The organism is Pseudomonas sp. KK18 (genome assembly GCF_037094675.1).
Classification (GTDB): domain Bacteria; phylum Pseudomonadota; class Gammaproteobacteria; order Pseudomonadales; family Pseudomonadaceae; genus Aquipseudomonas.
Map to the genome: position 1 here is coordinate 5,158,551 of NZ_CP146605.1, position 20,046 is coordinate 5,178,596.

A 20,046-nucleotide genomic window follows, 5' to 3' on the forward strand; every position below is an offset into this window, starting at 1 on the left:
AGGACACGATTACAAATGAAAAACAAAGAGTTTGTTATATCAGTAACTGAATTTCTTGAGGAGCACAGCATCTCCGAAAGTGAATTCAAAGACAGAATCGAAAAGCTGCAGATTTCCCTTTTATGCCGCCGCCCTAGAAATGTTGCAGTTCACGTATCAGGCTCGGCTATCGTCGCAGGTTCAGATGAGCTACAAACAGCACAAAGCCTATTTAAGCGGCATAGGGGCACACCTTTCAGCGAAGAGCACGATTACCACGCAATTGTAGAATCCAACATTAAATTCTTCTCCATACCCCCCTCTGAGTGGGCTGAAATTATAGATTACGGAGAAATCCTAAAGGATAATTTTAGCTGTGCCTTTATCAGCAGCATCAAAGAAGGACTTTCAGTAATTTCGGCGATTGAACAACTAAAAGCACAATTAAAACCCTATCCATCCCTTGTGGTTGACGCAGGATTTTTTGTGACTAACCGAAAAAGCAACCAGCCACAAGAAGAAAAAATTACCGCCGCGGAAATACTAATTAAAAAAGAAGACACTCAAAAAATCCTTAATGAAGGAATGGAGGAGAGCCGCTACAGTCAAAAAATGGAATGGATGTCAGAGGATCTTGCAATCCTGAACGAAGCATCAGATAGATTCATCAAAAAAGAACAAATCACCTCAATCGATCAAAAAAAAGAACTTATCGAAAAAATAAAAGACTGGCTAAAATCTAGATTCAGCCTCAGAGGCGGTGATCTTCTAGATCAGGCGGCTTATGCAATACTTCCAGACAGGCTCTATGAGTACACACCAATTGAAAAGCCAGGCAATGAAACCATCAAAGAATATCCTTCCCATGCCTCAATCTCGTTGATTATGATAAACGAGGCGGCAAAGCTTTTCTGGAAACAAAGCCAAGAAAGCACCAAAAAATATCACCCCAAAAAGGAAACAATTAAAAACCATTTGTGCGATGAGTGCGGGCTAACAGTAAAGCTTGCCGTAGCAGCTGCCAGTATTATCAGCTTAAAGCCTAGAAAGTAATCAAAAAGGCTTTCTACACAGAACCATTAGGCGCCGCCTGAGCAGGACATGAACGTCTAGGGCGCCCTCTCTTCATAGTTTTCAGCTTTGGCATATTTCCCCTGAAAAATGACCTGCCACTATCAGCAGAGAGCCGTACCCAATAGTCCACTTTCGTAAGATATGACGCCACCCTATTCTTCAAAGCGCTTACCCTGTCCAGCTGATTAAAACTAATCATACCTATTCCAAGATATTTATATTTATCCTTTACTGCATTACAATTGAAATAGCGCCCTGTTCCTGCCGTAATTGAGTCCCGCCAATACTCACCAACCATTCTAGCCAAAACCCCATCCTGGCGATGATTTGATCCATTATAAAAAAGCAACAAATGAAAATGAAACCCCTTTAGCTGTCCATATTCCAGCTTACAAGCAAACCCTAACAACCCATAAACTGGAATGCCCTTGTGTAGATCTTTCTGCATTTTTGCCCAATGTACCTTTACCTTATTAACATCGCCATAAAAATCCTCACGACCACTTACAAAGCCTGACTGATAAGACAAATCAACACGCACAACAAGCATCCTAGAGTGCTTGGCGAAAAGAGCGTCTATATAACCTTCCAAGCTGTTAACTCGCTTAACGGACGCTTTACGGAATCGTTTCAAAACGGCTTTAAAAGCATCACTGGCCAGCTCCAGCCGCACAAACTCTACGAGATCATTCATTCTAACTAAAAAAGCCTCAGCGGCTCCATTGCGTAAATCCCGCCAGACTCTGAGCGAATGAAGTTCATCGACTCGATCAACACATCTGAAAAAAAACTCCACATAAGGATTAACTACATGACAGGGGAAGTACTGTTCAAGCATTCCCTTCCCCCTCTTCAGTTTGTCAACAAAATAGCGACCAAGCCTCTCAGCCTTAACCTTTACCCCGTAAAGTTGATGAGTATAAGAAGAGAACAAAAAGCCCTTACTATCAGCAAGCTCACACATTAATTTCTCAATAGAACGCAACTCCAACACCAAGCTTTCCTCTACCCTTAAAACAGGAAGCCCTCCGACCTCCTCAACCATTAGATCTAACGACCCTCCATTATCGATCCAATCAACTTCATCTATCACTCACTGATTCCTCAAGAAGCCAGCAACATGGCTTTGGGGGGCCATGCTGCTGACAAATGATCAGTTGACATCACAACCGTCAACTATTGCACCATCAACTTACCTAACCAATTAACTAAACATCAAACAACTGATTTAATTAAACTTAACAACCAAACTACAAACCTAACAATCTAATTAAATAGTAATACATAATCAAGCAATAACCACCTTGAACATATTTCCTATAAAACCTAGACAAACAAACCAACACAACTCGTAAACAACTAACGCTAAATATCAAAAACAACCAAAAAAGTTAGTACCCCGAAAAGAGACTAGCATCATCTACAAACCACCCTGCCAAGGACAGAGATCAACATAAATAGTTTTGCCCCCAGGATAATTCAAAATCCGGATAGCACTGTTATTTACCAGTCGCAAAAGAACATGCTCAAGAGCAGCTTTCTTTCTAAACTTCCCAGGCCCGCATTGCAAAATATAATTTTTTTTAACAAAACGCTTACCCACCTTACGAAAACTATCAAGCCAGCAATTTAATTCCTGCTCTTCATCGTTCTCTTTAGAGTTCTCCCCAAACAACTTTATAAAATCATTGGAGTACCATTTAGCAAGATCCGTTGCCGCCTGCAAGGTTGACATCGAAATATCACCCTCAAACCCTTCAAAACAATGAAGCAATGCAGCCAACCTAGAAATAACCTCAACTAACTTTGAACCATGATCACCTAGCCCATACAGTATTCCACCTGCACACATCCTTGACTCAATATCATTCGCAATCTCTACCCAAAGCCGAGCCGCTTCGGAGTCGAATCCGATCACTTCTTTTTCTTTTTTATTTCCTCTGAAACAAATAAGATCCATCTCAAGAAAGTGCTCCAACCGCGAGGCAAATTGTGTTTGATGATACCAGGACGGTACGTGAGTGCTTACATATCTAGTCCCCTGTGTTGAAGCCGGGCGACAGATTAGAAAGCGCGCCCACAAACCAGATCCCCTAGACACCCCGCCTTTATGAGCCATGTACTTCGAAAATACGCTCTCCTGGACCATAAGAGAGACTGTCAGCCGTGCGTCAACAAGTTTAAAGCTTTCCGCCGTCTTACGATCAATTGTGATTGAGTCACCACTCCAAATCGCATTTTGCTTTGAAAGGTCATTAAAGGCGCGCCCTTCTAAAACACCTCCACCTTCACTTGAAATCAAACCAGCCGCAGGTAAATTTTCGTACATCCCATGAAACAAAGCCTCAGAGGTTGAGTCCTCATACAAGATCTTAAATTCTTTTGGCTTAGCTGGGGCTTCTTTCTCTAAAGCCAATAGAACCTTCTCCTCTTCGTCAGCAGAAAGCCCTTTTGATGCTTTTTTCATAATCGCTTTTAATACTCCGTTACGTCGAACCATCCAGGTATCGTACTTAACTTTCCACACCGACTGACTCTCCTTCACCTCCTCGCCCTGTTTAGCCTGAAAGGCCCTAATCGGCTTCAAAAAAACATTCTCAACCGTTGACTTTCTTTCACCCGAGTCAGCAATAGCCAGAAGCATCAGCGAGGTCGGAGCGACCTGGCCATTGGGTTTACGAATATCTACAAGGCCCTGCAAGACAACAGAGATTGCAGTTAGGGCCGCATTTTGAATCAATCCACGCGGAGCCTGAATATTAGCTTGAGCCTCATTTATTGCTGCATCCAGCAAGGGAAATTGCGACAAACTCGGATATGAATCATCTCCGAAATTAGACTTATTTGCGCTATTTCTGAAATAGTTAAAATACATAGCTCACCCAAAAATACAACAAACAACATTAAGAAACTGCAGCAGACATAACGCCCGCCATTGACCATTGATTCTGCCTAGACAGCCTCACACACTCTTCCACCCACGAATTTATTTCACTCTCAATCCAACGCACAGATGTTTTCCCGACACGTATCTGCTTTGGGAATTTCGCATCATAATGACGCGAGGCCACATTTAGCTTGTTATAAATAGTTGACCTTGAAAGACCCGTTCGCGTTAAAACATCTCTCAAGCGAAGCATAACCAACGCTTCTGATTTTTCATTAAACATCATTACACCCGTTAGGACTGGACGAGGCAATCCTATAAGCAGCAACTCAAATCTCAAAGAACGTGAGCGTAACGCTTGCTAACGTTACGCCTTAGAACATGCCACTTTGAAAGCAATTCTGTCTCGCGCCTCAAAATAGAATGTATCTCCCCTTAGCCAGTACTATTCCAGCTATTAATAGCAAAAATAGCTGCCCTTAACGCCAAACCTCACATTCAGATTCCGCCCACAACGTCCCTCCCTGGGATGTTGTTTTGGCAAGCCTCATTCAAAAAAAACTCAGACCTATATCACCTAGATGAACGCTCAACGATGAGCGCGTCATTCAGCATTTCTGCGTGATACGTGTACTCAGCAAACAGAGAGGAATCATTTATGTACACCCCGTGCCCGAGCTGCAATTCAGGACGAGTGGTTACTAAAAATATCGGTAAACAAACGGGTGGATTAATTGGTGCGGCAGGCGGTGTGGCCAGCGGTGCCGCCGGCGCCCTTTCAGGCGCAGAAGCCGGCGCGGTGCTGGGAGTAGTCGGCGGGCCGGTGGGAATCGCTATCGGCAGCATCGCCGGGGCGATTTTGGGTGGTCTGTTCGGTGGGGTCGCAGGTGGCATTGCCGGGGCCACGCTGGGCGAGCAGATCGATGAAAAAATCCTTCACAACTATCAGTGCCTGGCGTGCGGTTACAGCTTCAGCGTCAACCGTTAAGTCGTTGTGAACAGGCGTCGTTGGTTAATGAAACGACGCGCTTTTCCCTTCATTCGCAAGGAATCATTCCCATGGCTCATCTCGTTGAACAAATGGCTTACGTTGGTGCCACGCCCTGGCATGGTCTGGGCAGTCGCCTCTCCCCCAAACAACCGCTCGAAGTCTGGCAGCGTGAAGCGGGTATGGACTGGCAGATTCAGGAAAGCCCGGTCCATTTTAAGTCTGACGCCATCGGGCACCTGGGCTCAATTCATACCTTCCCTGAGCAGAAGGTGCTATATCGCTCCGACACCAAGGCCCCTCTGTCGGTGGTTTCTCAGCGCTACCAGGTCGTGCAGCCGCGTGAGGTCTTGGAGTTTTATCGCGATCTCACCGAAGTCTCGGGCTACGAACTGGAAACCGCTGGAGTGCTCAAAGGCGGTCGCAAGTTCTGGGCGCTGGCCCGTACTGGGCAAGGCACGACGCTCCGTGGTAACGACCAGGTGAATGGCTACCTACTGCTGGCCACCTCCTGTGATGGCACTCTGGCCACCACAGCGACCCCGACCACCGTGCGCGTGGTCTGCAACAACACCCTGACCATCGCTCTGGATGGCACCACCCGCGCGATCAAGGTACCGCACAACACCCGCTTCGATCCGCAGGCGGTGAAAAAGCAGTTAGGCATCGCCGTTTCACAGTGGGACACCTTCATGCATCGAATGCGCACTCTGTCTGAACGCAAGGTGCAGTGGCATGAAGCGATGGGCTTTTTCATGAGCGTTGTGTGTGACGTCCCCCCCAATAGCAAACTGCCCGAAGTCCTGCCGAACGAGCGCGCATTGCGCAAGGTTCAAAGCCTATACGAAGGCGGAGGTCGCGGCGCCACGCTGGAATCGGCCCAAGGAACTGCGTGGGGCTTGCTCAATGCGGTGACCGAGTACGTTGATCACGAGCGACGTGCCCGAAGTACTGAATACCGCATGGACTCGGCTTGGTTTGGCCAAGGGGCTCTCATCAAACAACGCGCCCTGCAAGCCGCATTGCAACTCGCCGCCTAGCTCCACTCACTTAATCAACTATTAAAGCGCCTGGTCAGCTTCTGCTGGCTGGGCGTTTTTTATGCCGCACAGGAAAACATCATGCACACACAAACTCTGCAACACCCCAGTAACAAACCCCGTCCCGCCTTACGCCTGGTGGGGACCAAACAACTGCCGCGTGAGGACTGGTTGGCAGTTCGCAAACAAGGTATCGGCAGTTCGGATGCCGCAGCAGCCGTCGGACTTAACCCATATAAATCCCAGTTGGAGCTGTGGCTGGAGAAAACTGGGCGTGACACCTCACTGCCCAAACTCGATCCACAGGATGAAGACAGCCCAGCTTACTGGGGCAACATTTTGGAGCCTATCGTGGCGACGCATTACAGCCGGCGCAGCGGTCATCGGGTCCGCCGCATCAATGCGGTGCTGCAGCATCCTGATCCAAAACTGGCCTGGATGCTGGCCAACATCGACCGAGAGGTGATCGGCGCGCCAGAGGTGCAGATCCTCGAATGTAAAACGGCCGGTATCAACGGGGCTCGCCTCTGGAAAGAAGGTGTACCGGAGTATGTGCAGTTGCAGGTCATGCATCAGCTCGCCGTCACCGGCAAGCAGGCGGCGGATGTGGCGGTACTGCTCGGTGGCCAGCACCTGGAGGTCCATCGCATCGAACGGGACGAATCGATGATTGCTCGGCTGATCGACCTGGAGCGGTTGTTCTGGGATTACGTGGTCAGTGACACCCCACCACAGGCCGATGGCACGGCCTCAGCAGACGCGGCATTGCGCTGCCTCTACCCCGAGGATAACGGGCAGACCCTGGACTTCAGCCAACAAACGGAGTTGGCCAGCACCTACCTAGAGCTCAAGGCTGTTCGCCAGCGCATTGCTCAGCAAGAGACGCGTGAGGCGCAGCTCAAGCAGGTCCTGCAGCAGGCCATGGGTGAAGCCACCCGTGCAGAGTTTGCGGAAGGCTACATCAGCTGGAAGAAGTCCAAAGACAGCCTTGGTCTGGATGTCGAACAGATGCTCAAGGACAAACCCTACCTGCAGGCCCGCTACCCCAAGATCAAAACAGGCAGTCGCCGCTTCCTGATCGGCTGAATCATCCCACTCACCCACGCCACCCGGACCGTTTAGGTCCCGGTGGCTTTTTTATTTCCGGATTAAGGAGAACCGTAACCGTCCGGCCATGTCATCTACCCAGCCCCGCAAAGCCAAGACATCGTGTGCACTCAAATTTAAGTGAGCACCAGATCTAGCCTTTTAAACGGGTATTTCATGCAGCCAACACTCGGTTCCTATTCCAAGGCCTTCAAAGCCCAGGTCATTCAATATGGGTGCCCAGCACGGCACTACAATTGCCAGCATCGCATTCAGCCGTAAGCGTGCCCGTGGAAGTCGCAAGGCTGGCATGACGCTTTTTTTTGTAAAATTTTTGACGATAGGATGAAGCGTACTCTTCAGAAACTGCTCGTGCCGCCGATGCCCAGAGGAGCCAAATTCAACCTTCGGGGTTTCAATGCTAGTAAGCAGCTATAACAGCGTGTATGTGCTGTTTTCCTTCGCCGTAGCGATCCTGGCGTCTTATACCGCGCTGGACATGACTGGTCGAGTCACCCGTACCGAAGGCAAAGCATCGGCACTTTGGCTTGCCGGTGGATCTTCCGCCATGGGCACGGGCCTCTGGTCGATGCATTTTATTGGCATGTTGGCCTTCCAACTGCCCATCGAGCTGGGTTACGACCTGACGCTGACTGGCTTATCGTTGTTGATCGCCATCGCCTCCTCCGCCTTTGCTTTGTGGCTAGCATGCCAGACGGAAATGCCACTGCCGCGTTTGCTGCTTGGTGCGGTGCTCATGGGTATCGGAATTGCATCCATGCACTACGTTGGAATGGCGGCGCTGCTGATGAATCCTGTAGTGGAATACGTTCCGTCGTTGTTCGCGCTATCGGTGCTGATTGCTATCCTTGCTTCGGGCGTGGCTTTGTGGATCGCTTTCCGCCTGCGTGGCGAAGGTCAGTACATCAATCGTACACGCATCGGCGCCTCGTTAATTATGGGGTGTGCCATTGTTGGAATGCACTATACCGGAATGGCGGCTGCCCAATTTCCTATCGGGAGCGTGTGCGGAGCGGTCAATGCAGGCATTGATAGCAACTTGCTAATGGTTTTGGTGATTCTGATCACGCTGGCTGTCTGCGCTATTGCCTTGATCGTATCAATGCTTGACGTCCGCACCAGCATACTTGCCAGCTCCCTTGACCTCGCAAACAGTGAACTGGTGCAGCTAGCTCTTCACGACAATCTTACTCGCCTCCCTAACCGTATCCTCCTAAACGACCGTCTTCAGCAAGCGATTCATAAAGCCATCAGGCAGAAGAGCCACTTTGCCGTACTCTTCATGGATCTGGATGGTTTCAAAGCTGTTAACGATACTTACGGTCATCACACTGGCGACCAGTTGCTTCTGCAAGTAGCAAAGCGAATCAACGACGCCAAACGCGGCGAAGATACGGTGGCTCGCCTCGGAGGCGACGAGTTCGTTCTGCTTATCGATCCCGGCGAACCTGAAGACGCTGCGATGTTGGCGCAACGCTTGGTGGAAAATATTCGATTACCTTACGTACTTGGGCGGCAGACAGTGCATGTGTCCGCTAGCATCGGTATCGCTATATTCCCAGAAAATGGCCTAACCGAGCATGAGCTGATGGTCAATGCCGATGCGGCTATGTACCACGCCAAGGAGCAGGGCCGCGATGGCTACTGCTTCTTTGAAAAAGCTATGAACGTTAACGCTCACCTGCAGTTGGAAATGCAACAGGATCTGCGGTGCGCACTGGATCGGAATGAATTTATCCTGCACTTCCAGCCGAAGATGCTCGCCCCAAATGGCCCTATGATCGGCGTTGAAGCTTTACTGCGTTGGAACAAGCCAGGTTTGGGCTTGGTGCCGCCCGTCCGTTTCCTGCCCTTGGCAGAGCGTACTGGATTGATCGTGCCAATCGGTAGCTGGGTAATCCATGAGGCGTGCCGGCAGATGGCCGAATGGCAAGCGTTAGGCGAAGGTAAAGACGAATGGAGTATTGCGGTCAACATTTCGACGGTACAACTGGCCCATGCAAAGCTCGTTGATGTCGTGCGCAATGCCCTGCAAAGCAGTGGCCTGCCCCCCCGTTTCCTGACACTGGAAGTTACCGAATCTACGGCGATGCGGGACGCTGAAGCTGCTTTGATTGTTCTTGATCAATTGGCAGCATTGGGCGTGAATATCTCCATCGACGACTTTGGTACCGGTTATTCCAGCCTGCTTTATCTTAAGCGCCTACCAGCCAACGAACTGAAGATCGACCGAGGTTTTATCACCGAGCTGGCTAAGTGTAACGATGACGCGGCTATCGTTTCGGCCATAGTAGCGCTCGGTAAAACGCTGGGGCTGAGGATCGTTGCAGAGGGTGTGGAAACCGCTGAACAACAACAGATGCTTACCGAGTTGGGTTGCGACATTTTGCAAGGTTACCTGCTGGGCAAGCCGATGAGCGCAGAGAGGATGCTGGAAAGCTTAAGCGCGACCAAGACTCTAGCGTGATACTGCACAAGCCATAGATTCAAGTTGGTGCTTGCTGGTGCAATTTGCAGACCCGCTACATCACCTGATTTAAGCATCAGTTAAACATTCGAATTGGGATTTACGGCTTCTCCTCATTCGTCCGATAGTAAAATTCACTCTAAGGCTAATCAATGTTCAACAAGGCAATCAAGCAGACCTTGGCTGAGGCTCTGCAAAAGCTTCAGGCCGCAGAAGCAAGGGCCGTGGCCGTTGACCGTTCGACGGCAACAATTGAATTTAAACCCGATGGCACCATCATAGGTGCCAATGAGAACCTTCTTACCACCATGGGCTACCGACTGGAGGAGATCGTCGGACAGCACCATCGTATTTTCTGTTTTCCTGATTACCAGGCGAGTGCCGACTATCGTAAGTTCTGGCAGCGCCTGGCTGGTGGCGAGTACATACGTGAACGTTTCCTGAGGCGTAATAAGCAAGGCCTGGAGGTCTGGCTCGAAGCCAGCTACAACCCTATCCGAGGCGCCGATGGTCGCGTCGAAGGCGTGCTGAAGCTGGCCACCGACATTACTACTCAGGTGATCCGTGAGCAGGAGCAGAGCAGCATGGTTCAGGCCATCAGTCGCTCGATGGCTGCGATTTCCTTTAACTTGAAAGGTGAGGTTCTCGACGCCAACGAAAACTTCGAGCAGGCCATGGGCTATCGCCTGGATGAGATTCGGGGAAAGCACCACCGCATGTTCTGCACACGAGGTGAAGCGGACTCTCCTGAATACCGCGATTTCTGGGAGCGACTGAACCGTGGTGAGTTCTTCTCTGGACGCTTCCAGCGACTCAACCGGCATGGCGATACCGTCTGGCTGAGCGCAACCTACAACCCGGTATTCGATGCCAGTGGCCGGCTTTACAAAGTAGTTAAGTTTGCCCGTGATATTACGTCCCAAGTGCGCCAGCAGCAGGCAGAATCCGATGCAGCCACGCTCGCCTACAATATATCCCAGCAGACGGACAGAAGCGCTCGCCATGGTGCCGAGGTCATTAGTGAAACGGTCGAGGTGGTACAAGGCATAGCAGCCGAGCTCTCACGAGCGGCTGAAGGCATCACTGCAGTCAATCAGCAGTCAGAGATGATCCGCAGCATCGTGCAGACCATCCGAGGTATCGCCGAGCAGACCAACCTACTTGCTCTAAATGCTGCTATCGAAGCTGCAAGGGCGGGTGAACAAGGCCGAGGTTTTGCGGTGGTCGCCGATGAAGTACGAAACCTTGCAGCCCGCACGGCGCAGGCCACCGTGGAAATCGTCGATGTTGTGAAGCGCAACCATGAACTAGCGCAGGATGCTGTGGAGAGCATGCAGGCTAGTCGCCAAAAGGTCGATCAAGGCGTCGATTTGGTCAGCCAAGCCGGCTTTGTGATAGAGGAAATTCAGAGCGGAGCACGGCAAGTAGTCGACGCCGTGCGCCAGTTCGCCGAGGCAAAGGAAGAGCTCTGATGTAACTGTATCGGGCACAACCTCGTAAGGCTGTTCCAATTTCTCACGATAAGCGTGCTTGTCCAATATGACATCATCGCTGCTTACTGGGCGCAACTGAACGTTTGCATCCGAGCATCACGTCTTACGCAATTAGACCGGTTGCCAAATATGCGGCAGCAAATGATCGATTTCACTCGCCCGCTGCGTCGGCAGGCGTGTGAGCACGTCCTTCAAATAGGCATACGGATCATGACCGTTGAGCCGCGCAGACTGGATCAAACTCATGATCGCCGCCGCCCGTTTTCCGCTGCGTAGCGACCCTGCGAAGAGCCAGTTCTTGCGTCCAAGAGCCCATGGTCGGATCTGGTTCTCTGCCCAATTGTTGTCTATGGGTACAGCCCCGTCATCGAGGTAGCGCGACAGCGCTGCCCAGCGTTTCAGGCTGTAATCGAGTGCTTTGCTGATGGCTGAGCCTTCGGGCACAAGGTCGCGCTGGGCGCTCATCCAGACATGTAGCATGTCCATTACCGGGACGGCTTTTTCTTTCCGTATTCGCCGCCGTAAATCCGGCTCCAGATCGCGGACTTCGCTCTCGATTTCGTACAACAACTGGATATAGCGCAGGGCTTGCTCAGCAAGCGTGCTTTTATTCGTAGCGTGCAGCTCGAAGAATTTGCGCCGTGCATGGGCCATGCAGCCGATTTCGGTCACGCCGAGTTCGAAGCTGGCTTTGTAACCGCCAAAATCGTCACAGACCAGCTTGCCCCTCCAGCCTTGCAGGAAGTTGCGAGCATGCTCTCCGGCACGGCTGGGGCTGAAGTCATAAACCACCGCTGCCACATCCGAGAACTGGCTGGTGGCGTAGGCCCAAACATAGGAACGGTGGGTTTTCTTTGTTCCCGGCATGAGCATTTGCACGGGTGTTTCATCGGCATGAATAATCTGCTGCCCGAGTACCACTTCGCGCAGCGCATCGACCAGCGGCTGCAACTGAACCCCAGTCACGCCAACCCATTCGGCCAAGGTTGAGCGTGGAATCGCCAGGCCCGCTCGACCGAAGATCGATTCCTGACGGTAAAGCGGTAAATGGTCAGCAAACTTGGCAATCATGACGTGGGCCAGCAGCCCAGCGGTTGGGATGCCCTTGTCGATGATCTGAGCCGGAACCGGTGCCTGGATAAGCGTTTCGCAGTCATCGCAGACCCATTTGCCACGTACATGACGCTCGACGGTGAACACGCCCGGTGTGTAATCCAACTTCTCACTGACATCTTCACCGATGCGTTTCAGCGCGCAGCCGCATGGGCAGTGAGTGTTGTCAGGTTCGTGATGGATCAGTGTGCGTGGAAACTCAGCCGGCAATGCAGTGCGCTTGGGCTTCTGCTTTTTCTCGGTCGCCGCTGGCACTGTTTGCAAGGCCTGAAGCTCTGCTTCAATCGCTGCGATATCTGTATCGATCAGGTCATCGAGCAAACTGGCCTGCTCAGGATTCATCTGCTCGCTGCGCTTGGCAAATTTCAAGCGCTTGAGCTGCGCAATTTCGAAGGTCAGCTTCTCGATCACCGTCTGATCGCGGTTGATCTTCTTGCCCATGGTTTCGACCGTCTTACCCATTGTTTCGACTTGCGAGAGCAATTGCGCAGCTAAGGCACGCAGTTGGTCGGGAGTCATTTGGTCGAGATTGGGAGAAGAAGTCATGCGCCGAATTTTGCCAGAGCAGGCGCTTCGCGGCGATAGACCGATAGGCTAATGGCAGCCGTTAAAGCAGTGTGATCGAGCCGCCGGAACCTGCTCGTTGCCATGGCAGGCCCAATACCAAGGCTTGGAGTTGCTCGGTGTCCAACTGCATTTCAGAGCCATGACGAATGCTTGGCCAGTGGAACTTGCCCTGGCTCAACCGGCGCGCCGCCAGCCATATGCCGAAGCCGTCATGCACCAGCACTTTCATGCGATTGGCGCGGCGGTTGGCGAAAAGATAAGCACAGTGCGGCTGCGCCGCACCGAACACCGCAATCACCTTGGCTAATGCCGTTTCGGTACCAGCGCGCATGTCCATCGGCTCGGTGGCGAGCCAGATGGAGTCGATGCGAATCATCGCAGAAGGTCTCGAAGAAAGGTCGCGCAGGCAGCAGCATTTTCAGTGGGCCAGTTCACTGTGACGGTGCCACGCGGGTGCTGTATTTCAACGCAAATATTCGATGATGATGTGTGGGATTTCGCCCCTGCCAGCGGCACGGGTAACGGAATAAATGCAGGTTGCAGCGCCGTGCTTTTCTGCGCTTGCAGGCGAATCCATTTGTGGACGAGGTTTGCGTTGAGGTTATGGCTGAGTGCGATGCTGGCAATCGAAGCACCGGGCTGGGCACACTCTTGAATGACCTGAGCTTTGAAGGATTTGGAATAGGAACGGCGTGTTGGCTGCATGAAATACCCGCTTAAAAGGCTAGAACTGGTGCCCACTTAAATGTAAGTGCACACCATGTCTTGGCTTTGCAGGGCTGGGTAGATGACTTGGCCGTACGCATACGGAGAACCGCCATGCTCAAAGGTTTAGCCATTACCCCTCCGGTACTCGGGCGCATTTCCATCGGCAAGGTCGTCGAGAAAAACGGCAAGCGTCTACCGGAAAAGGACGATCAATTCACCCTTACCTCCCAAGTACAGAGCCGCGACGGCTGGCTGCTGCATCCACTCAATGAGGAGCTGCGCAATGGCCAGGACGGCAAGCTACGCAGTATTCCGATCCGGCTGCTGTTCAACGAGCCTGACCTGAACTTTCGGGCGGACTACAGCCTATTTGACCGTAACAGCGGCCGGCCGCTGTGTGTAGGCAACGGCGAGACTTGCAAGCGTTTGACCAAGGACGGCATCCAGTCGTTGCCCTGTCCTTCACCGGATGGCTGTTCACTGGCTCAAGGCAATGCCTGCAAGCCTTACGGCCGGCTGAACGTGGTAATTGGCGATGACGATCCGCTGGGCAGTTTCGTCTTCCGTACCACTGGGTTCAACAGCATACGTACCCTGGCGGCACGCCTGCAGTACTTCAGCGCAATCTCCGGCAATCGCCTGGCCTGTCTGCCGCTGGAGCTGCGTCTGCGGGGTAAGTCCACTCGGCAGAGCCACGGCACACCGATCTTCTACGTCGATATCACGGTGCGCAGCGGCCTGAGCTTAGAAGACGCCTTACTGGAAGCCCAGCAGCTGGAGGAAACCCGACAAGCCGCGGGTTTTGACCAGAGCGCCTTGGATCACGCGGCCCGGCAGGGCTTTAACAATGGGGCCTTTGAAGACAGTGAGGAGGACACCGGGGCCATCGTCGAGGAGTTCTTCCCCAGCATTGAAGATCAGCCCAGCCCTTTAGAGCCAAAAGCCCAACCGGCAGCGCCTGCCAAACCCTCACTCGCCCAAAAATTGGAGTCGCAAGCCACGCGACACAACGGCAAGCCCACCGTCCAGTAACAGGGTTTCTCAGAACCCTTCGTTCTCACGCACTCGTATAGGAAGACCCAAATGAAATATCACAAACTCCAAGCCGGTGAAACGACCGGCACCTATGTCATGGACTCCCCTGTCACCGAAGCTGACATCCTACGTATGGCGCAACAACTGGCAATGAGTCGCCTGTCTAAAGGCCGGGCACTGACAGAGCCGAAGCAGGTCTTCAGCCACCTGCAAACACTGCTGCAGTACCATGAGCACGAAGTCTTTGCTCTTCTGCTGCTCGACACCAAGCACCGGATTATCGGATTTCAGGAGCTGTTTCGCGGCACGCTGGACGGGGCCAGCGTTTACCCAAGGGAAGTGGTCAAGATCGCCCTAGAGCACAACGCAGCAGCCGTGGTACTGGTGCATAACCATCCTTCTGGAGATCCCGAACCCAGCCAGGCCGATCGCACGCTGACCACCACCCTCAAGAACGCCCTCAACATGATTGGCACAAAGACGCTGGATCATATCGTTGTAGGCCACGAAGGCTGCGTATCGTTGGCTGAACGAGGTTACCTATAACGCCTAGGCTCACACTGCCCGATAGACTGCCCTTGGCTGATGCTAGGGCAGTCATCGGCAGGGAAACTCCCCTCACTTATTTTTTGTCGTAATCCAGCGGTTGTACTCAGCTCCTGCTGCAGCCGACACTATGACTTCCCCACGCCTAAGGGCGTCCACAGTTGACCTAACTTTTTTCTTTATTCGTACCGCGAACACCAATCAGAGTGCCTCTGCCTAATCGCCGTAAACCTACGAGCAAGCTGCCGGGTCAACCCGCACAAAGGTCACACTGAATTCTTTGCACTGCCGATGCTGCTGGAGCCGATTCGCAAAGCTGAAGGCATCATTCAGCTCAAAGCGTTGAAAAACATCCAAGCCACGTCCAAGCACTATCTTCCAACCCGTGTCGGTTGTGATATCTCGATCATGCTTGGTGCCGCTGGTGTCGTAGGCCCAACTGAACTGGATGCCAACACCGGTACAAGCATCAGAGATCTTCTGCAGGCTTTCGGTCTGGCGATCACCATTTGTATCATCTTCAACGGTCACCACATGAACAACCACCTCATCTTCCGGACCTTGCAGCTTGCTAATGGTCTCCATCAGTTCCATCAAATTGCGCAACTGATGGAACATACGAAGATAGGGGTCTGTGATGATGATGCGCTTGGCACCTACCAGATAGGGACTGAACAACTTGTCAAAACTCAGGCCTCGCTGATTTTCGTGGAAGACCAAATGCTGCTCTTTCAGCACAGGCTCCACAGACACTGGATTGATAGGGCGTGAAATTGGCCTTTGCTTGGCTGGCGCTGCCTCGATAAGCGCCAAATGGTCAGTGCCGACGTGGGGTAAATCGATAGCAGAAACTTCAGTCGCTCCCCGACGATGGTACTGGTTAGGGTACTCATCCTCTTCCAGTGTGCGCACCAATCGCTCCTGAGCATCAGCACCCTGGTAGGCAAAGCGAACTGCTGGATAGGTCGCGTCAATGCGTAGCAACTGATCCTTCACCCGCTTGCGCCCTTCAATTGCTGTGCGCAATACGTCTTCCACTTCGGCGTCTGTCGCCTCGTCATGCGGGTACAGGATCTTCATCAAACCAGAAAAAGTTTTGTTGATGCCATCGCGGTCGCGCGTCGAAATATCGTCGGATAGCGTGAACTGTCCCTTGTAGCGATCTGAGTAGTCATGACTACGAAGCGAGCGCAGGATCTCGGCCAGGTAGTCCACCACGAAGCCATAACCACTGGAGAACATCTCGCCACGGATGACATCCACTTCCCATCCGGGGATGTAGCTGTGAATGCGGTCGAGAAAGGCTGAATCGTGGAACTTTTCCGGCAGCGGGTCGAACAGGTCCGTGTGCTTAAGCATGTACGGCACGGTGTGATCGGTATTACCCACAAACACCATGCTGGCCTCTGCTCCCAAGGTTTCCACTCCCCGTGAGAACGACTTGTTGGCCATATAGTTCTTCATGATGTCCACCAGAGCCTTGTCCACTCGCTTTTGCTTGCCGGCGAATTCATCGAAAGCCACTACATCCCAGTAACCCACCAGGCCGAGCTTACCTGTGCCGTTATGGACGAACAGCTTGGGAACCGTAACTTCGCCACCGGAGATAAGAATGCCGTGGGGCGAGAACTCGGAATAAACGTGCGACTTGCCAGTGCCCTTCGGCCCCAGCTCTATCAGGTTGTAATTGCGCTCGCAGAACGGGATAAGGCGGATAAGCTGGGCGAGCTTATTGCGCTTGCCGAACATCTGCGGATTGAAGCCTACACTCTGTATCAGCAGGTCAATCCACTCATCAGTGGTGAACTGCTTACGCGCCTCCAGATAGCCGTCGAAATCAAAGCGGGAAATCTGAATTGGCTTTAGCGAGGCCAGAATCCAAGGTGAGGCAGACTTATCCTCGGTGTATTCATACTCCACATCCGCAATGCACCAAACACCACCTACCAGCAGCTTCTGGTGGGCCTTGACGGTGTTGGAGTCGATCAGCACCTTCTTGATGCCCAGGTTGGCGAACTCAGCCTCGTACACGTCATCCTTGTCGTTTAATGAGACGCTAATACGGTCAATAACCTTGTGCCGCCCCTTCTCCTTGATGGTCGAGCGTACCAGCCCTGCTTCGTTTCGGTGGACATAGTGCTTGCGCAGAATCTCCTTGACCGTCTCGATACCGGTCTGGATCGTCGCCTCGTCATTGGTCGCGCAGTATTGGCCCAGCAAGTACTCCAGCACATACGACGGCACAATGGCGTTGCCCTTCACCGCTTTGACCAGGTCTTTGCGCACCACCAGGCCGGCAAAGTACTGGTTGATCTTGTCGTCGAGCTGACTCATTGGAGCTCCTGCTTAAAAATCGAATTCGCTGCTGAACGAGCGGCGAATGGAGTAACGCGCGGCTTTGTACCGTGTGAAGTGTGAAGTGCCTTCCACGGTCTCTTCAAGGAGCAGCTCCACCTGCTGATTGTTCGCCTCATCGGCCTTGCGGCTGAGAATGAAGCGTACCGGCAACTCCCGCTCACGCGGGTTAGCAGAGCTGAAGTCGAACAACAGCTCATGCTGATCGGATACCAGCTCACCGTCCAGCGTGAACAAACCTGCACGCAACCGGCGCGACTGCAGTTTCTCGGTCACTGCCTCGGTTTGATAGAGCACCACCGCCAACTGCCCGGTGGTGATGGTCTTACCACCGACACCGATGAACTCCACACCCACCCGACCCACATCGCTCTGGCGCTTCTTGTTAATACGGATGACCGGGATCACCACCTCTTGCAGGGTGGCACCACCGTGCACAAAGCGACTACCAGAGCCTTTCAGCCGCAGACGGTTGATGGATTTGGGAATCTGCACCATAAGCGTCCCCGTCAGGCCTAGCTGCACCGGGTTGAAGGTTTTAAAACTGGCTCCTTCGCGCAAGCTACGACCCAGTACAAAACGCCGGTCGCGGTAGAGGACCTCATCGCCCTCTGGCTCACCGCTGAGGAAATCGCTCTCCTGCAGCGGATGATTCTGATAGATGAAGCCATGATCGGCAGTGATCAGCAGGTTACTGGCATTGGCGTTGGTCAGCTTCTTCACCAGACGGATTAGCTCACTGAGCGTTTCCTCGGCCGCCGCAAACACTCGTTCTTCGGTATCACGGGTGTCGCCGGTCTTGTCGATCAGGTTGTGATAAACGTAAACCACCTCATTGTCGCGCAGCAAGGCACGAGAGTCGGCCTGGTTCATCGCCAGTAGATCCTTGGCTCGTACCACCTGAGATGCTGGCACCCTGGTCGCCAGAATCTTGCCCCGGTTGACCGAGCCTTGAGCGCTCTGACCATCCACTATGGCATCGCCACTGTCGTTGTCGGCCAGTTGCAGGCTGCTGTTGGGTAGCAGTGCCGCCATGCCCAGCTGGGTATAACTCGGCAGCATCGACAGCATCGGTTCCAGATCAGCCTCGAAGCGATCTTCCTGACGAATCAGGCTTTGCAGCTCCTCGCCTACCTCATAGCGGAACGCATCGGAAATCAGCACACACACCTTAGTTCTGCGCTCCACAAAGGGCTGCACATAGCGGCTGAAGAAATTGCGCTGCAGCACTACGGGCGCGGCCTCCCACTGCTGCGCCGCATCCACGTGCTGCTGCCAGCGGTCGTTAAGACGGCTCAGGTAGTTGTTGCCGTACAGATTCTCGACCTGCATAGCCAACTCACCCAGCAGCGAAGCCTGACCGGATTCACGCAGGTGATAGACGAACTTGCGGTAACGCTGATCCAGCCTGAACCACTGGCTGGCGTACTTTTTCACGCCATCAGTCAGCGATTCCATTTGCAGCTGCGTTATGTCCAGCACCTGGATGAACTGCGCCGCATGCTCCAGCGCCAGGTACACATCCTTGAAGCGCTCAAACCAGTGGCTCTGGCGGCGCTGGCGTACCCACTGCTCAACCTCCACAGCGGTGACTGTACTGGCCACCACGGCACGTACCAGCTCACTGAGGATCTTGCGGTCGATCAGCTCGAAATAATCCAGCTCCAGCAGGCTGCGCCAGTCCAGAGTTTGCAGCTTGTCGTCAATCTGCAGCACCGCCGCGCACTGCTCAGACAGTGTCTCGAAACTCTGCTCATGCGAACGACTGTCCTTCCAGCGTTTGAGGAACACCAGCGCCTCAGCGGACAGTCGCGCCTTGTAAGCCGGGTCGATCCCAAGCATGAAACAAGCCTTAAACAGCTCGATAACGAAATCGTGCAACCCTGGTTGCTCGGAGCTATAGCCATAGGCGCGCTTCACCTGCTCCCACAGATAGGTATTCAAGCCGCTGCTTTCGATTAACTTGATCCGCACATCTTTGCCAGCGGCCAGATCACCCAGCAGGCTTTCCAGAATCACATCCAAGCGCGGCTCGTTGCCGGCACACACGGCGAGCATCTTGCGTTGCAGCAGGTTCTGCGAATCACCCGGCTCAAGTAACTTGCTCAGGGCCTCACGGCGCTTGGCGGATTCGAAAAACGCCACATGGGCTTCCAAAAGTGGGTAGCAGTCCGGTCCCAACTCCAGCTCAGCCAGCCACAAGGCAACCTGATCGGTACGGAAGCAATTGCCACTGGCAAGCTGCACATCCAACAGCCAATTGTGCAAATGCGAAGGCTCAGTACCTTCACGGTAGATCAGAAACTTCTGTTCCGGTTGCTCTCGCAGGAGGCGGTATTTCACGCCAAACTCATTGTTAGCCAGCTCGACTTTCTCGACATCCGGCAACTCCAGCGTCTCGAAATCAGCGCGAAACTCCAGGCGCGTGTCATACCAGAACACTATGCGCTGCTTGTCGAACAGGTTACTCAGGGCCTGGGTGATTTTGGGGTTACTCATGTTTATGCATTCCCAATCCGAGCCTGCAGCGTTTCGACAATTCGATTGACTCGAGCTGGTTGGACTTACCCGAACCATTAGGCCCAATGATGACATTCAACGGCCCCAGCGGGATGACGGTAGAGAACGCGCCGAAGCTCAAAAAATTGTTCAGTTGGATGGACTGAATCAGCATTGTATCTGCTCCT

Annotated in this window: 17 protein-coding genes; 8 read left to right on the plus strand and 9 right to left on the minus strand. The window is 52.7% G+C overall.

The genetic code is table 11. The features are described from left to right. Positions 1-15: 15 nt before the first annotated feature. Positions 16-1,032 (plus strand): hypothetical protein, encoded by a 1,017-nt coding sequence (locus V6607_RS23115; RefSeq protein ID WP_170037986.1) that lies wholly within the window; start codon positions 16-18, stop codon positions 1,030-1,032. Between the two features lie 13 nt (positions 1,033-1,045). Here the strand turns inward: V6607_RS23115 and V6607_RS23120 are convergent, their stop codons facing one another. The 3 genes from V6607_RS23120 to V6607_RS23130 form a co-directional block, all read right to left on the minus strand. Then, on the minus strand, positions 1,046-2,146 hold the full coding sequence (locus V6607_RS23120) for an inovirus-type Gp2 protein (RefSeq protein WP_170037984.1): 1,101 nt from the start codon (positions 2,144-2,146) through the stop codon (positions 1,046-1,048). Positions 2,147-2,473: 327 nt separating this feature from the next. Next, positions 2,474-3,928 carry a YfjI family protein gene (locus V6607_RS23125; RefSeq protein ID WP_170037982.1) on the minus strand — a complete coding sequence of 485 codons (1,455 nt, stop codon included), beginning with the start codon at positions 3,926-3,928 and terminating at the stop codon, positions 2,474-2,476. Between the two features lie 28 nt (positions 3,929-3,956). Further along, positions 3,957-4,226 (minus strand): AlpA family phage regulatory protein, encoded by a 270-nt coding sequence (locus V6607_RS23130; RefSeq protein ID WP_338137002.1) that lies wholly within the window; start codon positions 4,224-4,226, stop codon positions 3,957-3,959. A 372-nt stretch (positions 4,227-4,598) separates the two neighbouring features. Between V6607_RS23130 and V6607_RS23135 the strand changes: the two genes are divergently transcribed. The 5 genes from V6607_RS23135 (at position 4,599) to V6607_RS23155 (ending at position 11,014) form a co-directional block, all read left to right on the plus strand. Next, on the plus strand, positions 4,599-4,928 hold the full coding sequence (locus V6607_RS23135; protein ID WP_170037980.1) for a hypothetical protein: 330 nt from the start codon (positions 4,599-4,601) through the stop codon (positions 4,926-4,928). 71 nt (positions 4,929-4,999) lie between these two features. Further along, positions 5,000-5,968, plus strand: coding sequence for a DUF932 domain-containing protein (locus tag V6607_RS23140; protein WP_032902033.1), 969 nt, complete (start codon positions 5,000-5,002; stop codon positions 5,966-5,968). A gap of 81 nt (positions 5,969-6,049) precedes the next feature. After that, on the plus strand, positions 6,050-7,054 hold the full coding sequence (locus V6607_RS23145; protein ID WP_032902034.1) for a YqaJ viral recombinase family protein: 1,005 nt from the start codon (positions 6,050-6,052) through the stop codon (positions 7,052-7,054). 418 nt (positions 7,055-7,472) lie between these two features. Next, complete coding sequence (locus tag V6607_RS23150) at positions 7,473-9,542, plus strand: bifunctional diguanylate cyclase/phosphodiesterase (protein ID WP_143979135.1); 2,070 nt, start codon at positions 7,473-7,475, stop codon at positions 9,540-9,542. Positions 9,543-9,694: 152 nt separating this feature from the next. Next, positions 9,695-11,014, plus strand: a complete 1,320-nt coding sequence (locus tag V6607_RS23155) for a methyl-accepting chemotaxis protein (protein WP_064361040.1) — start codon at positions 9,695-9,697, stop codon at positions 11,012-11,014. Between the two features lie 132 nt (positions 11,015-11,146). Here V6607_RS23155 and V6607_RS23160 read toward each other — a convergent pair whose 3' ends face one another. The 3 genes from V6607_RS23160 to V6607_RS23170 form a co-directional block, all read right to left on the minus strand. Next, on the minus strand, positions 11,147-12,694 hold the full coding sequence (locus tag V6607_RS23160; RefSeq protein ID WP_034128274.1) for an IS66 family transposase: 1,548 nt from the start codon (positions 12,692-12,694) through the stop codon (positions 11,147-11,149). 61 nt (positions 12,695-12,755) lie between these two features. After that, the gene (gene tnpB, locus V6607_RS23165) at positions 12,756-13,091 is read right to left on the minus strand and encodes an IS66 family insertion sequence element accessory protein TnpB (protein WP_009682493.1); all 336 of its coding nucleotides are present in this window, start codon (positions 13,089-13,091) and stop codon (positions 12,756-12,758) included. Beyond that, positions 13,088-13,420, minus strand: a complete 333-nt coding sequence (locus V6607_RS23170; protein ID WP_009682494.1) for a transposase — start codon at positions 13,418-13,420, stop codon at positions 13,088-13,090. Before V6607_RS23170 ends, tnpB begins: the two co-directional genes overlap by 4 nt. Positions 13,421-13,534: 114 nt before the next feature. Here V6607_RS23170 and V6607_RS23175 point away from each other — a divergent pair, with 114 nt between their 5' ends. Then, positions 13,535-14,455, plus strand: coding sequence for a hydrolase or metal-binding protein (locus tag V6607_RS23175; RefSeq protein WP_038443645.1), 921 nt, complete (start codon positions 13,535-13,537; stop codon positions 14,453-14,455). A 51-nt stretch (positions 14,456-14,506) separates the two neighbouring features. After that, positions 14,507-15,004, plus strand: a complete 498-nt coding sequence (gene radC, locus V6607_RS23180; RefSeq protein WP_172312784.1) for a DNA repair protein RadC — start codon at positions 14,507-14,509, stop codon at positions 15,002-15,004. Positions 15,005-15,235: 231 nt separating this feature from the next. Here radC and brxL read toward each other — a convergent pair whose 3' ends face one another. The 3 genes from brxL to V6607_RS23195 are packed head-to-tail and all read right to left on the minus strand — an operon-like array spanning position 15,236 to position 20,033. After that, positions 15,236-17,338, minus strand: a complete 2,103-nt coding sequence (gene brxL, locus V6607_RS23185) for a BREX system Lon protease-like protein BrxL (protein WP_170037976.1) — start codon at positions 17,336-17,338, stop codon at positions 15,236-15,238. A 12-nt stretch (positions 17,339-17,350) separates the two neighbouring features. After that, positions 17,351-19,858, minus strand: coding sequence for a BREX-1 system phosphatase PglZ type A (pglZ, locus tag V6607_RS23190; RefSeq protein WP_170037974.1), 2,508 nt, complete (start codon positions 19,856-19,858; stop codon positions 17,351-17,353). Beyond that, the gene (locus tag V6607_RS23195) at positions 19,851-20,033 is read right to left on the minus strand and encodes an AAA family ATPase (protein ID WP_198832883.1); all 183 of its coding nucleotides are present in this window, start codon (positions 20,031-20,033) and stop codon (positions 19,851-19,853) included. The genes pglZ and V6607_RS23195 overlap by 8 nt, the downstream gene beginning before the upstream one ends. Positions 20,034-20,046: the final 13 nt, after the last annotated feature.